The organism is Streptococcus rubneri (assembly GCF_004785935.1).
GTDB classification, from domain to species: domain Bacteria; phylum Bacillota; class Bacilli; order Lactobacillales; family Streptococcaceae; genus Streptococcus; species Streptococcus rubneri.
The window spans coordinates 124,015-143,963 of sequence record NZ_SRRP01000001.1 but is presented as its reverse complement, the minus strand read 5'-3'; the positions used below and the strand labels follow the sequence as shown (position 1 = coordinate 143,963).

Below are 19,949 nucleotides of genomic sequence, written 5' to 3'. Positions count from 1 at the left end.
AGTCCTTCTAGATTTTTCTAGAAAGACTATTTGATACGTTAGGAACTAAGAAAACTAGATACGCTCTTTCCAAGAAGTTGCGACTTGGTCTAAGACTTGGTTGAGCTCTTCAATGTTGCGACGACCTTCGGTACGGAGCCATTCACGAGCTGCTTCTTCCCCATTCTTGATGTAGGCTTCTACAGATCCAGCCCAAGTTGCACGGCCACAGAGAACTCCATTGAAGTTTGCTCCTGCTTCATGGGCAAAGACTAAGGTTTCTTGGAAGAGTTTGGCAGAAACACCGGCACTCAAGTAGATGTATGGAAGCTTGGTTGCTGCTTCTTGTTCTTTAAAGAAGGCTGCAGCCTCTTCACGGCCATGAACGATTTCCCCATCGCCAAAGCCTTCAACGTATTTAACATTGACTGGAACTTCTACCTTCAAGACATCGATGTTGAAGCGTGGGTCTGAGAAGACTTTCATCGCTTCGATGACTTTGCGAGGTTTCACTTTAGCATATTCTACAGAACCTGCATCAGCGATTTTTTCATCGTAAGCCAAGATTTCAAGGAAGAATGGAATTTCTTCTGCCACACATTCTGAACCGATACGTTCGATGTAGGCTTGTTTTTCTTGGTTGAGTTCATCAGCACTATCGACATCATAGTAGAGCAAGAATTTCACTGCATCTGCACCCTGCTCTTTGATGCGTTTAGCTGACCAAAGGTTGAGGCAGTCTGGCAGACGCTTGGTGCTAGACGTGTCGTAGCCTGTTTTTTCATATGCCAATAAGAGACCTGCTTCTGCATCCAAGACCTTAGTTGCTGGAAGTCCATACTCTGGGTCCAAGAGCATAGAAGATGCGAATGGCGTCAATTCCTCAGCCACTAGGACCTTCAATTCTTCCATTTGAGCCACTGTTGGTTCTGTGTCTTGGTATTGAGCCATGAGGCGTTTCAAGGCACCACGTTGGTCAAAGGCCAAGGCTGAGATTACACCCTCTTTGGTGCTCAATTTTTCTAAATAGTTGCGTTTTTGTTCTGTTAATACCATCTTATACCTCTTTTACATTTATCTGTTGATACAAATCATCATAGTGGGCCATATTGACATGTCCGGTCATCTTTTCTTGAGCATTTAGCATCCCAAGGACCATGGCATGGGTCAAAAGAGCTGCGTCATCCTTCCCGCTACTGAGACCAGCAGAAATACCGGCCACGGTTGAATCACCAGATCCCACTGGGTTGACGACTTCAATTTTTGGAATGTCCACCTTATAGAAGACATCCTCGTGTTTGGCAAAAGCACCATCTCCACCTAAGGAAACGATAATCCATTCGATTCCTTCGAACAATGGGTCTTTCAAAACTTCTTTTAAGTCCTCAAAATTCGCTGAAACATCCCGTCCTAAGAGTTGAGATAATTCTTCGCGATTGGGTTTAATCACCGTTGGTTTGAATGGTGAGTGAAGAACCGCTTCTAAAGATTTTCCTGATGAATCAAGTACGACCTTACGTCCTGCTTCTCCTGCAATCTCAATTAAGCTCGCATAATAGTCCACCGGTAGACCTGTAGGAAGGCTTCCCGAAATAGCAACTACATCTGCTGTCGGCATGAGGAGTTTAAAATGGTGAAGGAATCCCAAAGCTTCTGTCCGGATAATTTCTGGGCCCGCTTCTAAGATTTCTGTTTGATTACCTTCATGCAAGATAGCGATACAGTTCCGTGTATCTCCAAGAATATCATAGAAGAAGGATTGGACATCTCGTGGAAGATGGGTCTTGATGAATTGACCATTGGTCCCCCCAACAAAACCTGTTGCTCCAACTGTTTCACCACTCTCAGCTAAGACACGGGTGACATTTAATCCTTTCCCACCAGCAGTCTTAGAAACTTCCGACACACGATTCACAGTATCCAACTTTAATTCTTCCAAGGGATAAGAAATATCAATGGAAGGATTCAAGGTGACAGTTAAGATCATATCTTCACCTCTTAGTCGTGGTATTCACCACGATCCCATTTTTCAAGGAATTCTGTAAAGAAGTCTGCATCCTCTTGGTGATCATTATGAGTTTCCAAATGTTGAATCTTGGCAATCAATTTCTTATTTTCTTCACTTGGTTTGTATTCCGCATGAATGAAAGCTTCAATGATATCACACATGAGCAATTCGCCAGTGATTTTACCACCAAAACCAATGACGTTGGCATTGAGTTCTTCTTTGGCATAAAGTGCAGTTGTCATATCACGTACCAAGGCTGAACGGATTCCAGGGACCTTATTAACTGCGTTGTTAATCCCAACACCAGTTCCACAGATACATACACCAAGATCTGCTTGACCACTAGCTACTGCTTCTCCAACCTTCTTCCCAAAAATTGGGTAGTGGGTGCGCGCATGGTCATAGGTTCCGAAGTCAAGGACTTCATAGCCTTTTGATTTCAAAAATTCAGAAACAGCCATTTTTTCATTAGTGACAATATGGTCACATCCAATTGCAATTTTCATTCTTTTACTCCTCCCCTTAGCACATCTTGTTAAGCATATCGACACGGATTTGGTGGCGACCGCCATCATACTTACCGTTTACAAAACCTTTGGCAATATTTTTGGCCAATTGATCACCCACGATTTGAGCCCCCATGGTGATCATGCGAGAATTGTTGTGGCCACGAGTCATGTAAGCGGAACGCTCATCTGAAACCTCTGCTGCAACCATTCCCTTAATTTTAGTTGCGACCATAAATGGACCAGCTCCGTAAGCGTCAATGACAATACCCAGATTATCTTCTGCTTGTTTCACTTCTTTAGCAACAGCCAAGGTCACATCAACAAAGTCTTGCCCTTCTTCAGTGACATCTACCACTTGGAAACCTTCTGCTTCCAAATACTCTTTGACTACTTCTTTTAAGCGGATACCAGCCGCATCCGCACCAATAATAACTGACATATTATGCTCCTTCTATCAATTCATTTTTCAATCAAATACAGAAACTACTGCATTCAACAACAAACATTATTTTCTATAAAATTTCGATTTCAAATCCAAGCTCCGCTACTTGACCTACTGGTAAGAGTCGAACTTGTTTTTTATATTCTAGATAATCACTTTCCTCAAGTGAGGTTGATAAACCAGACCAAGGTTCTAATGCGATAAACGGACCTTTATTAGGCGTTGTCCAGATAATTAAATTTGAAAAATCTGGAAAATGAAGAGTTAATCCTTTATTGTGCTTTTTAGAACGGAGAGTGACACTTCTTGATTGTAAGCAATCCAAGGTAATGGCATCATTTTTGAATAGATCGTAATCTAACTGTAGGATCCTTTCTTGATTCAAGAAAGGTGTTCGATCAAAGACATTTAACAAGCCAGTCTCTGGATAGGATTTTGGGATACTACAGGTTTCCTCTTGTTCAAATTCAAGATAGTAGTCTTCAAAATTTTCATCTTCTAGCAAAGGACAATTAAAACCAGGATGCCCACCAACGAAAAAGGGCATGACTCCTTCTTCCCCAAGATGGTGAATCCGATAGGTTACTATAATCTTTTTACCTAGTAATTGATAAGAAATTTCTAACCTGAAATGATAGGGATACTGCTGATACATTTCATCCGTATCCTCTATCATAAAGCTAACCAGACTATCCGTTTGCTCTACTAACTTAAAGTTTTTCTTTCGAACCAAACCATGGCGAGGAATCTTCCCAACACCCTGGGGACGAAACAAGGCCACATCATTTCGAACCGAACCACAAATGGGAAAGAGAACTGGGGCTTGACCGCTCCAATACTGAGCATCACCCTGCCAAAGATATTCGATACCATCCTGATCCTTGATAGAGGCCAGCTCACCACCTAACTCCTTGAAACAAACTTCCAGATCATAATTTTTTAAAGTTATCCTCATACTTCTCTCCTTACAATGTTTTTAGAGAAAAAACTAGGCTACCTCCCTCCATATCTGGAAATTGATACCCTAGTTTTATCAAATTGCATAGTTAGGAGGCGATTATTTTGCTTTTGCTGCGTATTCTTCGTTACGTTTGATCATTTGTTTTCTATACCATGCAAAGATTCCAACGTAGAATGCTAAGAAGGCGACAACTCCAATAATAGCTTTGATGTCTCCTGTTGTTGCATTACCAATAGTCCAACCAAGAAGTTTTTCAACTGGTCCTTCAAGAGTTGAGTGAGTAATCAATTGAGTTTGGCTAACACCTTCTGGGAAGGCATTTACACTTTTCGCCAATTCAGTAGCGAATGGTGCAATAAGAGTTCCTGAAAGAAGGAAGAGTGGCAACAAGAGAGTTCCAAAGACGATCATACGGATCAATTTCCCACGTGTTACAACCAACAAGGCTGGAGTCACACCCATAGCAATGATCCCTGCAAGTGGCAAGATCCCGTTTCCGACTTTAGAAAGAAGGACTGCTTCAATCAACATGATTGGTGCAAGTACGTTGGCACAAGCCCAGATTTCAGCACGACCAGCGATAAATGGCCAGTCCAAACCGATATTGAATTTACGTCCTTGAAGACGTTTCGTAGCAACATTTGTAATACCTTGAGACAATGGTTCTACCGCTGCGATGAACCAAGAACCGATTAATGAGAACAATTCCAAGCAGACACCGGCAGTCAAACCAAGACTCAACCAGCCTTTAATAACCAATTCCCAAGATGACGCGTCTTCAACACCAGCAACTGGATGTGGAGTTCCCATCAAACCGATGACAATACCAAGAATGAAACCGATGAAGAATTTAGATCCCCAGAAACCAATTTTTTTATTCAATTTCGCTGCGTCAAAGTCATATTTATCAAGACCAGGTAAAAGTTTGTCAAAAATCTTATCCAAAACCATGATGATTGGGTTCATCATGTAGTTCATGTGAGTAGAGGTCATAGGTGATGAACTTGGTGCATTCAACAAGTCATCGAATGTTGGTTTCATCAAGTCAGAGTTGATGATTTTCATGATTCCAACAAGAACAACTGCAAGTGTTGCAACAAAGAGTGAAACTCCTTGGCTAACTCCATTGTTATCGGCATACCATTTAATCAAAAGACCAGTGATTGACAAGTGCCAAATATCGAAGATGTCGACATCAAGTGTGTCAGTTTTCTTCATTAACAACATCACGATGTTGACAATCAGCATCACCAACAAGAAGTAGAGCGTCCAAGCAGAACCCCATGTGATGGTTGCAAGTGGAGCCCAACCAACGTCAGTAATAGTCAATTGGATACCTGTATTCTCAACAAATTTTGCAAGAGAAGCTGAGAAAGCACCATTCAACATACCGATGATTGCACCGATACCAGTAAGGGCGATGGCAAGTTTAATACCACCTTCAAGAGCTTTGGAGAATTTCACTCCAAACAAGAGGGCCAAAACCGTCAAAATGATTAACATGATGATCGGACCACCCATAGCAAGAATTGGCGTAAAAAACTCATTGGCCAATTTGATAATGCTGTCCATAATAAATCCTCCCGATTTATAATTTTTTAAAATATCTATCTACAGTATGATGATTCTCATCTAGACCTACAAATGTCAGATAACGCTTACATCACGAGCGAAAATTTTTAGCTTAATCCATGTTCCTTAATCGCTGCTTCAATATTATCAAATACAGGAGCGCTCATAGCTGGGATACGGAATAAAATTGGTCCAGCTTCTACAACTGGAATACCCGGTTCAAAACCAAGATCAGTAGCAGCAATTGGTGTGAAAATGTCATAACCTGAAATCAAGTCTTCGTTGACATCTTTTACCATCACCGCATCACATTGAACATCGTAACCACGGTTTGACAATTCTTCTTCTAGCGCACTTTTAATTTGGTGGCTTGAGTTAACACCTGCTCCACAGGCTGCTAAAATTTTAATCATTTGAATGACCTCCATTATAAATATATTTTATTGTTATTATTAAGCAATCGCTTCTGTAATGTAGCGATACAAGTCTTCTTCATTTTCCAATTTTGATAGATTTTCAAGATTTCCGTTTGTTGTAAAGAAATCCATCAAATGTGCCAAAATATTCGTTTGACTGGAACTAGAATTATTAATGATGAAGAACAAGAGAGAAACCTGCACTTCTTTATCAGGTGCAATCATATTGTGGAAGGTTACCGGATTTTTCAATCGAACGACTACAATATTCTCAGTTAGATTATGAATGATATCTGTATGAGGAATGGCCACATTAGGAAGATTTTTTCCTAAGAATTCCATATCCAATCCAGTTGGAAAAGATTTCTCCCTTTCTTTTAGAGCAGATCGATAGGAAGCTGTTACAATTTCACGTTCTTCCAGTAAGGATGCGACCTGACCAAATAACTCTTCTTGATTCGCAACATCTAAACAAAATACGAGTTTCTGATCAAACAGTTGATTCAATCCCATTTTTTCACCCCCCTTAAATCTTATCAACTTCATTTATTTACATCATAAGTATATCACTATATGAAATCGCTGTCAAGAAATAATGTATTTTTTTGTTCTTTTTTGTTTGTTTTTTACAGATACTTATTGGGATAACTTTTATGAAAACAATTTAAAAAGGCCTGAGCTCTCATTGCTCAGGCCTATGCAATTTTTAACATTATAGAATTTTTGTATAGGAGTTATACTTTTCTCGCACTTTTTTCGAAATAGACTGATCAGTAATGATGGCGTCTAAATCATCCAAACGATAAAAAGCGTAAAAAGAATAACTATCAAACTTACTATTATCCGCAACAATATACTTTTCAATGGCATTGTTAAGAATAATCTTATTACCATTTCCTTCTTCCTCATTAGCTGTCATAGCGGTATGACCATCAATTCCATTGACACCGATAAAGGCCTTAGAAACTTTAATTTCTTTTAACAATTTATTCGCAAACTGACCCACAAAGGTCTGGGTCTTCATTCTGTATCGTCCCCCAACCAGAATAATATCATAATTCGGATGATCCTTTAATTTCTCGAAAATGGGCAAAGAATTGGTCACAATACTGATGTTTTTCCCCTCTAGGTAATCTCCAATAAAATCAGTTGTTGTTCCTGCTCCAATAAAAATGGTATCTCCTTCTGCAATTAGGGCGGCACATTTCTGAGCAATTTCTTTCTTTTCTTCAACATTCAGCATGTTCTTTTCCAAATGAGAAGCTTCCATCAGGCTATCTTTGATTTTGGGATGAGCCCCTCCATGAACACGAACTAATAAAGATTGATTTTCTAAATCAATCAAATCGCGCCGAATCGTCATATCCGTCACACCTAGAAGATCTTTTAATTCCTTGACTGATACAACTTCTTTTTTATCTAATTCCTGTAAGATTGCTACATGTCTACTCTCTTTCATATGATTGTCCAACTTTCCTATTCTTGCTTTCATTATACTATAAAACTAAACATTTTCAATAATAAAACAACATTTTAACTAGATTAATAGGGTGAATTCAAGGTATTATCCACTATTTGATCCGAATTTGCCTTAATATGTAAAAAAATTAAACGATTTTTTAACAAAACTATTGACAAAACCTTTCATTAATTGTATGATTAATATGTTAACAGAATTGATAGCGTTACCAAAGATGAGCGTCTATATTTTGTTCACGATTATCGGTCTCCTTATAAATATACAAGGGTAAAGAATTCTTTACCCTTGTATTTGTGTTTCAAAAAAAGCTGGACAACTTTAGTCCAGCTTTTCTGCTTATTTATCTCCTTTGTTACGGATAACAAAGCCTGTTTTTTTCTCGCTTGAAGTCGTACGAGGTTTCTTATGATCTTTCCGGTAGCGTTTGTCTTTGTCAAAGCGGTCAGTTGAACGTCCACCTTTACGGTATTCATCACGTCGGGCGCTTCCACGGCGATCTCGATCTCTGCGGTCATCCCCACGTCGTCCACCTCGACCAGACTTGCCTTTTCCTCCAAAACCACCACCAGACGGTTTAAATGGTAAAGGTTTTTCACGCGCAATTTCAACTTCTGGAAGGCTATCTGGATCTTGAACCGTAAGGCTCAAAATATACATAGCCAATTCTTCAGGACTGAATTCTGCTGCAAGTTTACGAGCATCTTTCGCAAATTTCTCGAAGTTTTCACGGATCGTTTCATCAGCAAAATCACGTTCAATTTTCTTGAGAGCAACTTGTTTCTTCGCATAAAAGGCATCTTCTGCAGTCGCAGGCTTCAAGCCTTTCATTCGTTTCTTAGTCAAGTTTTCAATGATTTGAAGGTAGCCCATCTCATTAGGAGCTACAAAAGTAATCGATTGACCGGTTTGACCAGCACGACCTGTACGACCAATCCGGTGAACATAACTTTCTGGGTCCTGTGGGATGTCATAGTTATAGACATGGCTGACACCTGAAATATCCAAGCCGCGAGCTGCTACGTCTGTTGCAACGAGGACATCTAGGTTTCCATTTTTGAAATCACGGAGAACACGAAGACGCTTGTTTTGATCGAGATCCCCATGAATCCCTTCTGCACGGAAACCACGGATTTTAAGACCTCGAGTCAATTCATCGACACGACGCTTAGTCCGACCGAATACAATCGATAATTCTGGCTGCTCGACATCCATGAGACGAGTCATGGTATCAAATTTTTCTTGCTCCTTTACCCGGATATAGTATTGGTCCACTAATTCGGTAGTTAATTCTTTGGCCGCAATCTTCACATGCTCAGGGTCTTTCATAAATTGAACACCGATTCGCTTAATGGCTTCTGGCATAGTCGCTGAGAACAAAAGAGTTTGACGGCTTTCTGGAACACGGGAAATGATGGCTTCAATATCTTCTAGGAAGCCCATATTTAGCATTTCATCCGCTTCATCCAAGATCAAGGTTTCAACATCCTGGAGCTTGAGTGCTTTGCGTTTGATCAAATCTAGCAGACGTCCTGGCGTTCCAACAACGATATGGGCACCTGATTTAAGAGCCTTAATTTGTTTTTCAATGCTTGAACCACCATAGACAGAGCGCACCTTCACACCCTTACTCCGACCAAAACGGAAGAGTTCTTCTTGGCTTTGTACGGCCAACTCTCGAGTTGGAGCAATCACCAAGGCTTGAATCGTTGCTTCTTCTGTACGAATTTTTTCAAGCGTTGGCAAACCAAAGGCAGCTGTTTTCCCAGTACCAGTTTGTGCTTGACCGATAACGTCTTTGCCTTCAAGTGCTAAAGGAATGGTTTGTTCTTGGATAGGACTTGCTTCCACAAATCCAGCCTTATCAATCTCTGCTAATAATTCAGCAGACAACTTAAATTCATTAAATTTCACTATTTTCTTCTTTCTAAGGGTAGTGCGAATCCACCCTATACAACTTGGAATCATTCTCTTCTCATTGTCTTTCTAACTAGATGAGTCTTCTAGTTCCAAATGGAAGAGAACCATATAGAATCTTGTCAGAGCAAGGTCAACTATTGATAACTTCAAAAATTAAACCTTCCTCATCCGTAACAATCCAACTGACTACTTCAAGTCAGGTTTGCAACCTATCTAGTATATCATAGACCGAATTCAAAAGATAGTAAAAGGAAGCAAGTTTGAAAGATTTCTCTTTTTTTCCTCATTTCCTATGGAAGTTCCTCCTTTCCCTCCGCAATTTCCATTTTTAATTTTAAAAAACAAGGGAAATACTATTTTATAGGATTTATTTAAAACTGCATTTCTAAAAGCTCGATTCTTACTTTTAGAAAACAAGTAAAAAACCTATTAAAACAGCCTTTAAGGCAGAGTAAACCTTCACAATAATCCTCTTATATTTTTGTAGCAGATTCTTGATTTTTCCTAGATAAATCGGTATAATGAATCTAGTATTTATGATATTTCAGTATAAATTAAATGCTATGTTTTTTGACTGATTCAACGATTCATTCCAATTATAAATTGTTTATAATCCACTCAGTACTATTAAATCTACTCCTACTATTTCCAAGAAGATTTTGTACAGTCGATCATTTGTATCTAAACTGCCTTTTCTTCATAGAGGAGGCAGAGTAAAAAATATAGCTTTTTCTGAAATTGATTAAATACGAAAGAGGTAAGGAATTTCGTCCCTACCTCTTTTTTTATCGTTTATGAGCAATCCAGCGCAAAATACGAGACAAGATGATCCAGAGTACAAAGCTTGCAATAGAGATATAAAGCCAAGCATTGGGTTCATTGGTGAAGGGCAAAGGGACATTCATCCCAAAAAAACCAGTGATAACAGCTAAAACAGCTAGAAGGGCCTCTAAAATAGTCAAAGTGGTCAAATTATCATTCAGGTTGTTGTTTAGGATGTTATTGTAGGAGCTAGATAACTGTTGCAAGACCTGAGAGTTCAACTCCGTCATATATACCAACTGTCTGGCCTCAATCATGGCATCATCAAATTGTTCTTTTTCCACATCATCAAATTGGCGGTAGATTAGGTGAGCCTTGATATGTTCCAGAAGCATGCGATTTTGCTTGGCAGCGGATGTTAGATAGACCATACCTGTTTCCACGTCAGAAAGAGCATAAAGGTTCTTACTAGTTGTCGTTTTTCGTAAGAGACGAGTAATCTCATCCTTGTGCTTATCTAGACGCTCAATAATCGGATAATAAGCATTACTAATCATCTCAAGCCCCGCAAACAAGAGTTTAAAGGTGGATAAACTTTCATGAGCATCAACATAGCGTTCCATTTGTGCAATAATATAGGCGTTGTCTCGGTTACTAATAGTCACAAGACGTGGCCCTTGGACAATGAAAGTCATCGGAATGGTTTCGTAATATTCCTTTTCCTTTTCCATATCCAATACATTATAGATAAAAGTCACAGTTCCATTTTCACGATTGTAATCCATGTGGGCACGTTCATTTTTATCCAGTGCATATTCAATGGTTTCTTGATCAATACCATACTTTTGGTACAACTGGGAGGTTTCTGTAATCAAGTCAGAATCAATATTAATCCAACTCCGACCATCTCCTAACTTTTTTTCAACGAACATTTCGTTTCCTCTTTACCTTATCTACCATTACTCCTACCGATCACCCGAAATCGCTAGATGAGTCCTGTCCTCATTCACTGATCAACGCAATACAGCAGCTGCCAAAGCCTGCTGGATTTCAATAACACTATTATCGCTCTTAAATTGAAGTGTTTCTGATGGTTCTACAGCTGATGAAACCCAAATTTTTAATTCTGCATCCAAATCAAAATGACCAGATGTTTCTACTGAAAACCGTGAAATGGAACGATAGGGAAGGGATTTATAAGATGTTTTCTTCCCTGTCATCCCTTGTTTGTCTACTAAAATCAAGCGATACTCTGTAAAAACAATTAGGTCACGAATCAAGCTAAAAGCCAAGGTTACCTGCTCCCCTGGAACCAGGATGTCTCCTAAATCTTTTTCAACCTTATCGACGTCTTTTTGAGAAGCATTGCCCATCAAACCTGCAAAAATACCCATGATTTTTTCCTCCACAACTTGTGCATTTTCTATCTTAATAACTATACCATATTTTTTGCGAGTTAAACAGTTGCAGGAACGATTTTTAGATAGTATAATGTAAGAGTCACAAGAGGAGCAATTGCTGAGATTGGCTGGGCTAAATACTCTAGGTATTCACGCTCTCGCCTAAACTCTTACCACCTGATCAGGTTAGGACCTGCGTAGGGATGTGTCTCAAAACAGAAAGAAATAGAGAACTTCTATGACAACGTTTTGATGTGGCAAGAAATGAGCCAATCAAAACGATTGGTATAGGAGGTTTTTTTATGTCGAAAACTACGGTTCGACCAATGATTGAGGTTGCCCTTTTAGCAACTATTGCTTATATTTTGGATTTGGTTACCCAGCCTCTATCCTTAGGCCCTTGGATTTCTCTATCTTTTAAGATGGTTCCTATCTTTCTTCTTAGTTTCCGCTGGGGAGTGAGGGCTGGTGCAATGGGAGGTTTCATCTGGGGACTCTTACAAGTGGTAACAGGGGAAGCAGCTGGTGGTTGGTTGACTCCAATCCAAGGTTTCTTAGAGTACTTTGTCGCCTTTAGCTTGATTGGACTGAGTGGAATTGTCAAACCTACGCTTGATAAGGCTATCAGAGATAAGAAACGAGTTCAGACACTCACTTATATTACTGTTGGAGTCGTCCTGGGTGGTTTTGCACGCTACCTGATTCACTACATTGCAGGGGTCATCTTCTGGGGAAGCTATGCGCCAGAAGGGCAAAGTGCCTACCTCTACTCTCTGATTGTGAATAGCTCCTCCTTCATAGGGGAGACCATTGCTAGCCTCATTGTCTTCTTTATTCTACAAGAATTTTTGGGAAGACTCCTCATTACAGAACAATAAAAAGCCAGCTCGCTTGAGCTGGTTTTTCAATTTATATATTCTATTCCCAAAGTGAACCAAGAGACTAGTTAGCTAGTCCTCTTTCTAACTGTTACAACGGAAAAGCTCACGAATCGATACCATTCGTGGACTTTTCCTATTGAAGCGTTTAGGTAAACCGCCATAGCGGAAACAGATTATTAGACTGTTATACAACCAAATAGATTTCCTGAACTACGACACGGAGTTTGGCAAATCGATCCAATTTGCCAAACGAAGTTAGTAAGACAGTTAGAGAGTGGGACAGAAATCGGTCATTCGTTAGAATTCGATTTCGTCGTCCCACCTCCGCACAGTTGAGTAGGGCTGTAAAAGCTGATAAAATCAGCGTAGTAGAGCCCACTCAACCACTGCGTCTTGCTCGATAATCCAAAGACAATTGAGAGGCTAGGACTTTTGTCCCAGCCTCGTAGTCTACTTAGATTGCTTTGCAATCAAGTAGACTTACTGAATCACATCTTTTCCTCTAGTTCAACATCTGGATACTTGTCCGCAAACCAGCGGAGGGCAAAGTCGTTTTCAAAGAGAAAGACAGGCTGGTCAAAGCGGTCTTTGGCCAGAATGTTTCTACTTGAAGACATGCGCTCATCTAAATCTTCAGGTTTGATCCAGCGAACAGTCTTTTTACCCATTGGGCTCATAACTACTTCGGCATTGTACTCATTTTCCATGCGGTGTTTAAAGACCTCAAACTGCAATTGACCAACAGCCCCAAGCATGTATTCACCCGTTTGGTAGTTGGTGTAAAGCTGAATAGCTCCTTCTTGAACCAATTGCTCAATCCCCTTGTGGAAGGATTTTTGCTTTATGACATTCTTAGCAGATACCTTCATGAAGATTTCAGGCGTAAAGGTTGGCAGTGGTTCAAATTCAAACTTATTTTTACCAACAGTCAGCGTATCCCCAACCTGATAAGTACCGGTATCGTATACCCCTATGATATCACCCGCTACGGCATTGGTCACATTTTCACGGCTTTCGGCCATAAACTGGGTGACATTAGAAAGTTTAGCTCCCTTACCAGTACGAGGCAAATTGACACTCATACCACGCTCAAATTCGCCAGATACGATCCGAACAAAGGCGATCCGGTCGCGGTGACGAGGGTCCATATTGGCTTGGATTTTAAAGACAAAGCCTGAGAAATCCTTGTCATAAGGATCGACAATCTCTCCGTCTGTTTTCTTATGCCCATGAGGCTCTGGAGCAAACTTCAAGAAGGTTTCCAAGAAAGTCTGTACTCCGAAGTTGGTCAAAGCTGAACCAAAGAAAACTGGAGTTAATTCACCTGCAAGAATAGCTTCTTCAGAGAATTCATTTCCTGCTTCTTGCAAGAGTTCGATATCGTCTTTCACTTGTTCGTAGAAGGGGTTATTAGCAAAGAGCTTATCTCCATCTTCTAGACTTGCAAAGCGTTCGTCTCCTTTATAAAGTTCCAAGCGTTGGTTATAGAGATCATAGAGCCCCTCAAAGGCTTTCCCCATCCCGATTGGCCAATTCATCGGGTAGCTAGCGATGCCCAAGACTTCTTCCAATTCTTGCAAGAGATCCAATGGCTCACGGCCATCACGGTCCAGCTTATTCATAAAAGTGAAGACTGGAATCCCACGGTGTTTGACAACCTCAAACAATTTCTTGGTTTGGGCCTCGATACCCTTGGCAGAGTCCACCACCATGACCGCAGCATCCACTGCCATCAAGGTCCGATAAGTATCTTCTGAAAAGTCCTCGTGCCCTGGTGTATCAAGGATGTTGACCCTTTTCCCATCATAGTCAAACTGCATGACAGATGAGGTTACCGAAATCCCACGTTGTTTTTCGATATCCATCCAGTCAGACTTGGCAAAGTTTCCAGTTTTCTTTCCTTTAACAGTACCAGCTTCCCGAATCTCTCCCCCAAAATAGAGCAATTGCTCTGTAATCGTCGTTTTACCAGCATCCGGGTGGGAGATGATGGCAAAGGTACGGCGTTTTTTAATTTCGTCAGTTATTGTCATTCTTTCTTCCTCAGTTATTTTTTTAAAACGTATTTTTTAGTAAGTAGGATCCATCTACATTGGTTCTCTCCTTTTACCTTAACTAACCTATTATAGCGGAAATAGAGGCTTTTTTCAACGATGATTCATCATTGAAATCAAAAAGAAAGACTAAAATCATGCGATTCTAGTCTTCTTTGATGATAGTTATTTGCTAACTATAACCCGCTCTCTTCTGCGACTGAAAAATACATTAAAGAGAAGCAAGGCTGCTGCTAGGATGCTGGAAACCACGACATAATTCACCAGGAGGATGTCCCCTTTGATAATTGGTGGCCGGGCCATGAGTCCATAATTTCCTCCAGTGACTTGGTTGACACCGACTAGAAATAAATCGAGGACGAAGGTATAAAGAACAATTTCTCGATTTTTTAAGAGGCTCGAATCATAGCATCTCAAGAGATAAATCAAGGAATTAACCAAGAGACAGTAATGACCTAAGAGGAAAGAAAAGCTCGTAATATGAGGGAAGGTATAGGGGTCAAAGACCGGATAACCCAAGGCAAAGATCGCCCCACTGACTCCCATCAAGGCAAAAAACTGCTTGCTCTTCCATCGGTCTGGTAAGAGCAAGACAGCAAACATGGCCAAACGACAATGGTACAAGGGTAAACTATTGGACCAGGGAAGCTGAAAAGCAAAATACCAGATATAGAGACAGATCAATTGAAAAATTTGTAAGTTCCGAAAGATCTTCCGAAATTGTTCATTTTGATAGTAACGTAATGAAGCCCAAACTGCCATTACAATTAAAAGAACCATGACCCCATACCAAAGGAGCGGGATAACAGGTGGTGCAGTGGATTCAGTTGTAAAAAAATGATGCATAGGATCTCCTTATTAATCGGATTCAGATGTTCTTTTTCTTTTCTTACTGGACTTAACGATCGCATTGATCAGGATAAGGGTTCCTGTCATCAGGATGGTCACGATTAAGTAATTGAGCACGAGCCCATGATTGCCAATTACAGGAGGACGACGCATAAAGCCGTAATTTCCACCCGTTACGAGATTAGCCAGCTGAATAATAGCATTGACCCCAAAAGTCATCTGACAGATTTTCCAAGCATCTCTTTCTTCCACCTGGTAGGATTGAACCAGATAGATCAAGCAATTGGCCAAGAGGGCCCAGTGGCCAAAGACATTGTTGATTGAGGATACATGAGGAAAAGGATAGGGATAAAAGACGGGATGAACCAAAGCCATGATAGATCCAAAGACACCAACAAGAGCAAAATATTGCTTGAATCTTCCCTTGGGAGCCAAGAGAATAATCCACATGGCCATCCGGCTATGGTAGAAGGGAAGACTTTCTGAAACAGGCAAATGTGCTGCAATATACCAAGAGTTGATAATCAGCAACTGGATCAATTGCCCCCAATACCAAAAATTTTTATAGCCTTTGGAAGAGGCAAATCGAATAGATAGAAGCCCCACCACTACCAATGATGTCGGCAACAAGAAATACCAAGCCCCCAATTGAGGTGGAGCCGTTGGTTGACTGGTGAAAAATAAATCCCAAAGACTCATGTCTTCCTCCCCTCAGCTCATCTAATTTCTATTCCGAACGCGAACCGACAGTCTCTTCAACCATCTTGTATTTGTACTTATAACGTTGGTTGACCAAGAAAATTCCAGCTACCATCACAAAGCTAACCAAGAGGTAGTTCAAGAGAGCACCGTGGTCTCCAATGATTGGTGGACGCCGTAAGAAGCCATAATCCCCTTTCGTCAAAAGGTTGACCAAGAAAATCACCGCATTCATGCCAAAAGTAATCTTGAAAATTCTCAAGCTGTCTTGTTTTTCAGATTGATAATGATCCTGTAGGTAAATCAAACTATTGGCAAGCAAGGCCCAGTGACTAAAAATCAGATTCAACACAGTGATATGAGGGAATGGGAAAGGATCAAAGGCCGGATACACCAAGGCCGCAATCGATCCCAAAACTCCCAAGAGAGCAAAATATTGCTTGATATAGGTCCCTTTAGGGGCAAAGAGAATCACCAACATGGCCAAGCGGCAATGATAAAAAGGCAAATTATCCGTCAAAGGCATGTGGGCAAGAATATACCAAGCATTGATGGTCAAGACTTGGATCAACTGTGCCCAATACCAAAAGCGTTGGTAGCTTTTGGACTGCGCATATCTAATGGAAAAGTAGCCAACCACCAACAAAGAAGCTGGCAGAATGAAATACCAGAGCCCAAACTCAGGTGGGGCTGATTTTTGGTTCGTAAACAATAAATCCCAAAGTGTCATTTTATATCCCTTTAATTTATAGATCGTTTTTAATCACAATACAAATCTCGTTTCCCATCATAAACCTCCCAAAGGAAGTTCAATTGTTCTTCTGTATTGCGCTTGGTAGAAAGAGCAGGTATTTTTTCTCTCTCAAAAAAGGCAAGATCGGAAATTTCCTGGTTCTTTTCAAAATTTCCATCTAATAATTCACATTCAAATACCAATTTCACATATTGGCGGCTTTGCAATTGGTAGCGATTGGTATCAAACACTGCCAACAATCTGATAACACGCGCAGAATAACCCGTTTCTTCTTGGATTTCCTTTAAAATGTTTTCTGTTGGAGAATAGCCAACCTCACCAAAGCCACCCGGCAAGGCCCAGGTCTCTTCTCCCTGACCTTTCACCAGACAAAGTTTTCCATCTTTGACAATCCACGCCCTTACATCAATCAAGGGAGTGTCGTAATGGTCTGTCGGGCGAAACAAATCCGATAGTTCTTGTGGATTCAAATCAGTCGTTTCTCTCACAAAATCCTGTAAAATAGCACGAATATCTTGATAGCGCTCTTGATCAAATGGATCTTTTGAGAATGCTAAGCCTGTATTAGTGATTGAAATCAAGCGCTGAATGTTCTTTATTACATTATTACTCGCCATTCTCCAACTCCTCTACCAATTTGGCTAGATTCATAGAATTGCTTCCCTTGATGAGGATTTGGTCCTGCTCTTTTAAGCTTTCCTTGACTTGTTTGACCAGGTCCTCAAATTGGTCTTCCTCAGCGGTCTTCTTGAAATAATAGACATGTCCGAGTGGGAACATCTGACTCGCTAATTGAGCCAGTCCCTCAATATCTTGACCGTAGAAAATGACGGTATTCAAGACATCTGGCGAGAGGCTGAGAATCATTTGGTTGTGCAGATCAATGGATTGCTCCCCTAGTTCTTTCATATCTGCTAATACAGCCAACTTGCGGCCATTTGGATTGGCAGGAATGGTCGAGAAGGTTTCTAAAATCAGGCGCATAGCCGTCGGATTGGCATTGTAGACATCAGATAAAATATCCGCTCCGTTACTTGCCTTCTTCCATTCTGTGCGGTTGCGCGTTAATTGCAAGGTTTCAAAACTATCACGAATCGCAGCTTCACTCACTCCTTCTTTCAAGGCAACATAAGCTGCAATCATAGCATTGGTCGCATTGTATTTTCCTGTTACCGGAAGATCAATCGCTTCTTCTAAGAAATTAGTACGGAAAGTTAAACTATCCTTTCGCTCGATTAACTCGGTAATAAAAATCTCCTCATCTGGCCCAAAGCGGACCACTGTTTGTTTTTCAGGGAGGTAGGCATTCACGATCGGATCGGCCGGCACTAGGAGCAAGCCACCAGCTGGCATGCCATCCGCAATTTGCAATTTCCCTTTAGCGATTTCTTTGCGATCTTTGAAAAACTCCAGGTGAGCTTCCCCAATGAGGGTCACAATGGCTGCTTTTGGATGGGCAATTTCTGAGAGGAGATGAATATCGCCTAGATGGTCCTGTCCCATTTCAAGGACAAGCTTCTCTGTTCCTTCTGGCATATGGAGAACCGTGTAAGGAAGGCCAATCTCATTGTTGTAGTTCCCTTGTGTTTTATAGGTTTTATAAGTAGTAGACAGCAGTTGAGCCAACATATCTTTGGTCGTTGTCTTACCGTTTGAACCGGTGACTGCCAAGACATCTACTTGACTCTTCTCCAAAATATATTGTGCTAATTTTTGAAAGGCCCCTAGAACATCATCTACCAACAAATACGGGTGGCCTTCTACTTCTTTTTCAGACAAGGTCGCTACAGCCCCATTTTCAAAGGCGGTTTCAATAAAATCATGCCCATCACGCGCCCCCTTGAGAGGGACAAAGAGATCCCCCGGACCAATAAGACGACTATCAAATTCTGGCTTCTGTAAATCAAAATCTTCAAATTGACTGATATCATTGCGAACAGCCAGGACACGAGCCACTTCGTGCAAGGTTACATTCATGGTATTCTCCTCTAAAAAGTGGGAGCAGGAAGAAAAGCGACTCCTCTATGAGTTGACTTCATCTCCCACTCCCGCTAGGAACAGTTTCTTAAAGTAAGTGCGCTTCGCGCTTTTCAAAGGTTTCTTTTGCCAACTCAACCAAACGCTCGATCAAATCAGGATAGGACAAGCCCATGTTATCCCAAAGTAAAGGATACATAGACCATTGGGTAAAGCCAGGCATGGTATTGAGCTCATTCAAGTAGATGCCCCCGTCCTCTGTGTAGAAAAAATCACAACGGGAGAGACCCTTGCCACCAATGGCACGGAAGGCTAGTTCTGCATTCTGACGCATGGTCGCAGCAACTTCTGCAGGAATTTCAGCTGGAATCGCCATCGTAATCTTATTATCGATGTATTTGGCTTCGTAGTCATAGAAGGCTACATCTTTGACCACTTCACCAGGTAGGGTGCTCTTGACATCGTAGTTGCCTAACAATCCTACTTCGATTTCGCGCGCTACGACACCTTGCTCAACCAAAACACGGCTATCGTATTTAAAGGCCAATTCCAAAGACTTGCGAAGTTCTGCTTGGTTCTCTGCTTTTGAAATCCCGACACTAGAGCCCATATTAGAAGGCTTGGTAAAGACCGGATAGGTCAATTCCTTTTCGATTAAGGCAATCTTAGCCTCTAGGTCATCTCCTTCAAGGACAGCCACATAAGGAACTTGTGGAATCCCTGCAGATTCTAGGACCCGTTTGGTGGTAATCTTGTCCATCGCCACACTAGAAGAAAGAATATCACATCCCACATAAGGGAGTTTCAATACTTCTAGGAAACCTTGAACCGATCCATCTTCTCCCATTGGTCCATGAAGGACTGGAAAGACAACCGCTCCTTCTTGGTAGATACTGCTCGGAGTTACTTTAGCGTCCCAATCAATGGTCTCATTGGTCATCAAGCGCTCTGTTTCAGCAGGCTTCTCTTCAAAAGTTTGGGTCTTGATGAAGTCCCCAGCTTGAGTAATGAAATAAGTCTCAACAGAATACTTGTCATAATTAATCGCCCGCATGACGCTTTCAGCGGAAAGCACAGACACTTCGCGCTCTGCGCTACGGCCACCATAAAGAAGTACAATTTTTTCTTTTGCCATTGTTTGGTCCTAATCCTTTATTTAATTTTGTGCTTCATAATCGACTTATCAAAAGCACTCCTCACATACGAGTTCGTCCCTCTAGTATACCACACTTTAAAAAGAAAGAAAACGAGTGAGAACACCTAAAAAACAAAAAAGAGAGTGGGACAGA

General features: G+C 41.0%; 20 protein-coding genes and 1 riboswitch. Of the genes, 1 reads left to right on the top strand and 19 read right to left on the bottom strand.

What is annotated here, in order from left to right; translation table 11 throughout:
* Positions 1-54 precede the first annotated feature (54 nt).
* The 12 genes from lacD to E5S68_RS00840 form a co-directional block, all read right to left on the bottom strand.
* Complete coding sequence (lacD, locus tag E5S68_RS00895; RefSeq protein ID WP_135781960.1) at positions 55-1,035, bottom strand: tagatose-bisphosphate aldolase; 981 nt, start codon at positions 1,033-1,035, stop codon at positions 55-57.
* A gap of 1 nt (position 1,036) precedes the next feature.
* Entirely contained in the window at positions 1,037-1,966 is a 930-nt protein-coding gene (locus E5S68_RS00890; RefSeq protein ID WP_135781959.1) for a tagatose-6-phosphate kinase, read from the bottom strand.
* Between the two features lie 11 nt (positions 1,967-1,977).
* A complete protein-coding gene (gene lacB / locus E5S68_RS00885; protein ID WP_023022658.1) occupies positions 1,978-2,493 on the bottom strand; it encodes a galactose-6-phosphate isomerase subunit LacB in 516 nt (171 codons plus the stop codon).
* Positions 2,494-2,509: 16 nt separating this feature from the next.
* Positions 2,510-2,935 (bottom strand): galactose-6-phosphate isomerase subunit LacA, encoded by a 426-nt coding sequence (gene lacA, locus E5S68_RS00880; protein ID WP_023026584.1) that lies wholly within the window; start codon positions 2,933-2,935, stop codon positions 2,510-2,512.
* Positions 2,936-3,008: 73 nt separating this feature from the next.
* Positions 3,009-3,893, bottom strand: a complete 885-nt coding sequence (locus E5S68_RS00875; protein WP_135781958.1) for an aldose 1-epimerase family protein — start codon at positions 3,891-3,893, stop codon at positions 3,009-3,011.
* A gap of 102 nt (positions 3,894-3,995) precedes the next feature.
* Entirely contained in the window at positions 3,996-5,471 is a 1,476-nt protein-coding gene (locus tag E5S68_RS00870) for a PTS galactitol transporter subunit IIC (protein WP_135781957.1), read from the bottom strand.
* Positions 5,472-5,578: 107 nt separating this feature from the next.
* Entirely contained in the window at positions 5,579-5,884 is a 306-nt protein-coding gene (locus E5S68_RS00865) for a PTS sugar transporter subunit IIB (RefSeq protein ID WP_135781956.1), read from the bottom strand.
* 39 nt (positions 5,885-5,923) lie between these two features.
* Positions 5,924-6,400, bottom strand: coding sequence for a PTS sugar transporter subunit IIA (locus E5S68_RS00860; RefSeq protein WP_135781955.1), 477 nt, complete (start codon positions 6,398-6,400; stop codon positions 5,924-5,926).
* A gap of 199 nt (positions 6,401-6,599) precedes the next feature.
* Positions 6,600-7,346 (bottom strand): DeoR/GlpR family DNA-binding transcription regulator, encoded by a 747-nt coding sequence (locus E5S68_RS00855; protein WP_135781954.1) that lies wholly within the window; start codon positions 7,344-7,346, stop codon positions 6,600-6,602.
* A 357-nt stretch (positions 7,347-7,703) separates the two neighbouring features.
* The gene (gene cshA / locus E5S68_RS00850) at positions 7,704-9,278 is read right to left on the bottom strand and encodes a degradosome RNA helicase CshA (RefSeq protein WP_135781953.1); all 1,575 of its coding nucleotides are present in this window, start codon (positions 9,276-9,278) and stop codon (positions 7,704-7,706) included.
* A 791-nt stretch (positions 9,279-10,069) separates the two neighbouring features.
* The gene (locus tag E5S68_RS00845; protein ID WP_135781952.1) at positions 10,070-10,978 is read right to left on the bottom strand and encodes a magnesium transporter CorA family protein; all 909 of its coding nucleotides are present in this window, start codon (positions 10,976-10,978) and stop codon (positions 10,070-10,072) included.
* A gap of 81 nt (positions 10,979-11,059) precedes the next feature.
* Positions 11,060-11,440, bottom strand: a complete 381-nt coding sequence (locus E5S68_RS00840; protein ID WP_006596927.1) for a PH domain-containing protein — start codon at positions 11,438-11,440, stop codon at positions 11,060-11,062.
* Between the two features lie 101 nt (positions 11,441-11,541).
* Positions 11,542-11,667: riboswitch (TPP riboswitch) on the top strand.
* Positions 11,668-11,748: 81 nt separating this feature from the next.
* Between E5S68_RS00840 and thiT the strand changes: the two genes are divergently transcribed.
* The gene (gene thiT, locus E5S68_RS00835; protein ID WP_135781951.1) at positions 11,749-12,324 is read left to right on the top strand and encodes an energy-coupled thiamine transporter ThiT; all 576 of its coding nucleotides are present in this window, start codon (positions 11,749-11,751) and stop codon (positions 12,322-12,324) included.
* Between the two features lie 491 nt (positions 12,325-12,815).
* Here the strand turns inward: thiT and E5S68_RS00825 are convergent, their stop codons facing one another.
* From E5S68_RS00825 to E5S68_RS00795, 7 genes are all read right to left on the bottom strand, one after another.
* A complete protein-coding gene (locus tag E5S68_RS00825; protein ID WP_135781950.1) occupies positions 12,816-14,360 on the bottom strand; it encodes a peptide chain release factor 3 in 1,545 nt (514 codons plus the stop codon).
* Between the two features lie 186 nt (positions 14,361-14,546).
* Positions 14,547-15,227 carry a YwaF family protein gene (locus E5S68_RS00820; protein ID WP_135781949.1) on the bottom strand — a complete coding sequence of 227 codons (681 nt, stop codon included), beginning with the start codon at positions 15,225-15,227 and terminating at the stop codon, positions 14,547-14,549.
* Positions 15,228-15,239: 12 nt separating this feature from the next.
* The gene (locus E5S68_RS00815; protein ID WP_135781948.1) at positions 15,240-15,929 is read right to left on the bottom strand and encodes a YwaF family protein; all 690 of its coding nucleotides are present in this window, start codon (positions 15,927-15,929) and stop codon (positions 15,240-15,242) included.
* 28 nt (positions 15,930-15,957) lie between these two features.
* The gene (locus E5S68_RS00810; protein ID WP_135781947.1) at positions 15,958-16,659 is read right to left on the bottom strand and encodes a YwaF family protein; all 702 of its coding nucleotides are present in this window, start codon (positions 16,657-16,659) and stop codon (positions 15,958-15,960) included.
* Between the two features lie 29 nt (positions 16,660-16,688).
* Entirely contained in the window at positions 16,689-17,300 is a 612-nt protein-coding gene (locus E5S68_RS00805) for an NUDIX hydrolase (RefSeq protein WP_135781946.1), read from the bottom strand.
* Complete coding sequence (locus tag E5S68_RS00800; RefSeq protein WP_135781945.1) at positions 17,290-18,660, bottom strand: UDP-N-acetylmuramoyl-tripeptide--D-alanyl-D-alanine ligase; 1,371 nt, start codon at positions 18,658-18,660, stop codon at positions 17,290-17,292. The genes E5S68_RS00805 and E5S68_RS00800 overlap by 11 nt, the downstream gene beginning before the upstream one ends.
* 88 nt (positions 18,661-18,748) lie before the next feature.
* Positions 18,749-19,795 carry a D-alanine--D-alanine ligase gene (locus tag E5S68_RS00795; protein ID WP_135781944.1) on the bottom strand — a complete coding sequence of 349 codons (1,047 nt, stop codon included), beginning with the start codon at positions 19,793-19,795 and terminating at the stop codon, positions 18,749-18,751.
* Positions 19,796-19,949: the final 154 nt, after the last annotated feature.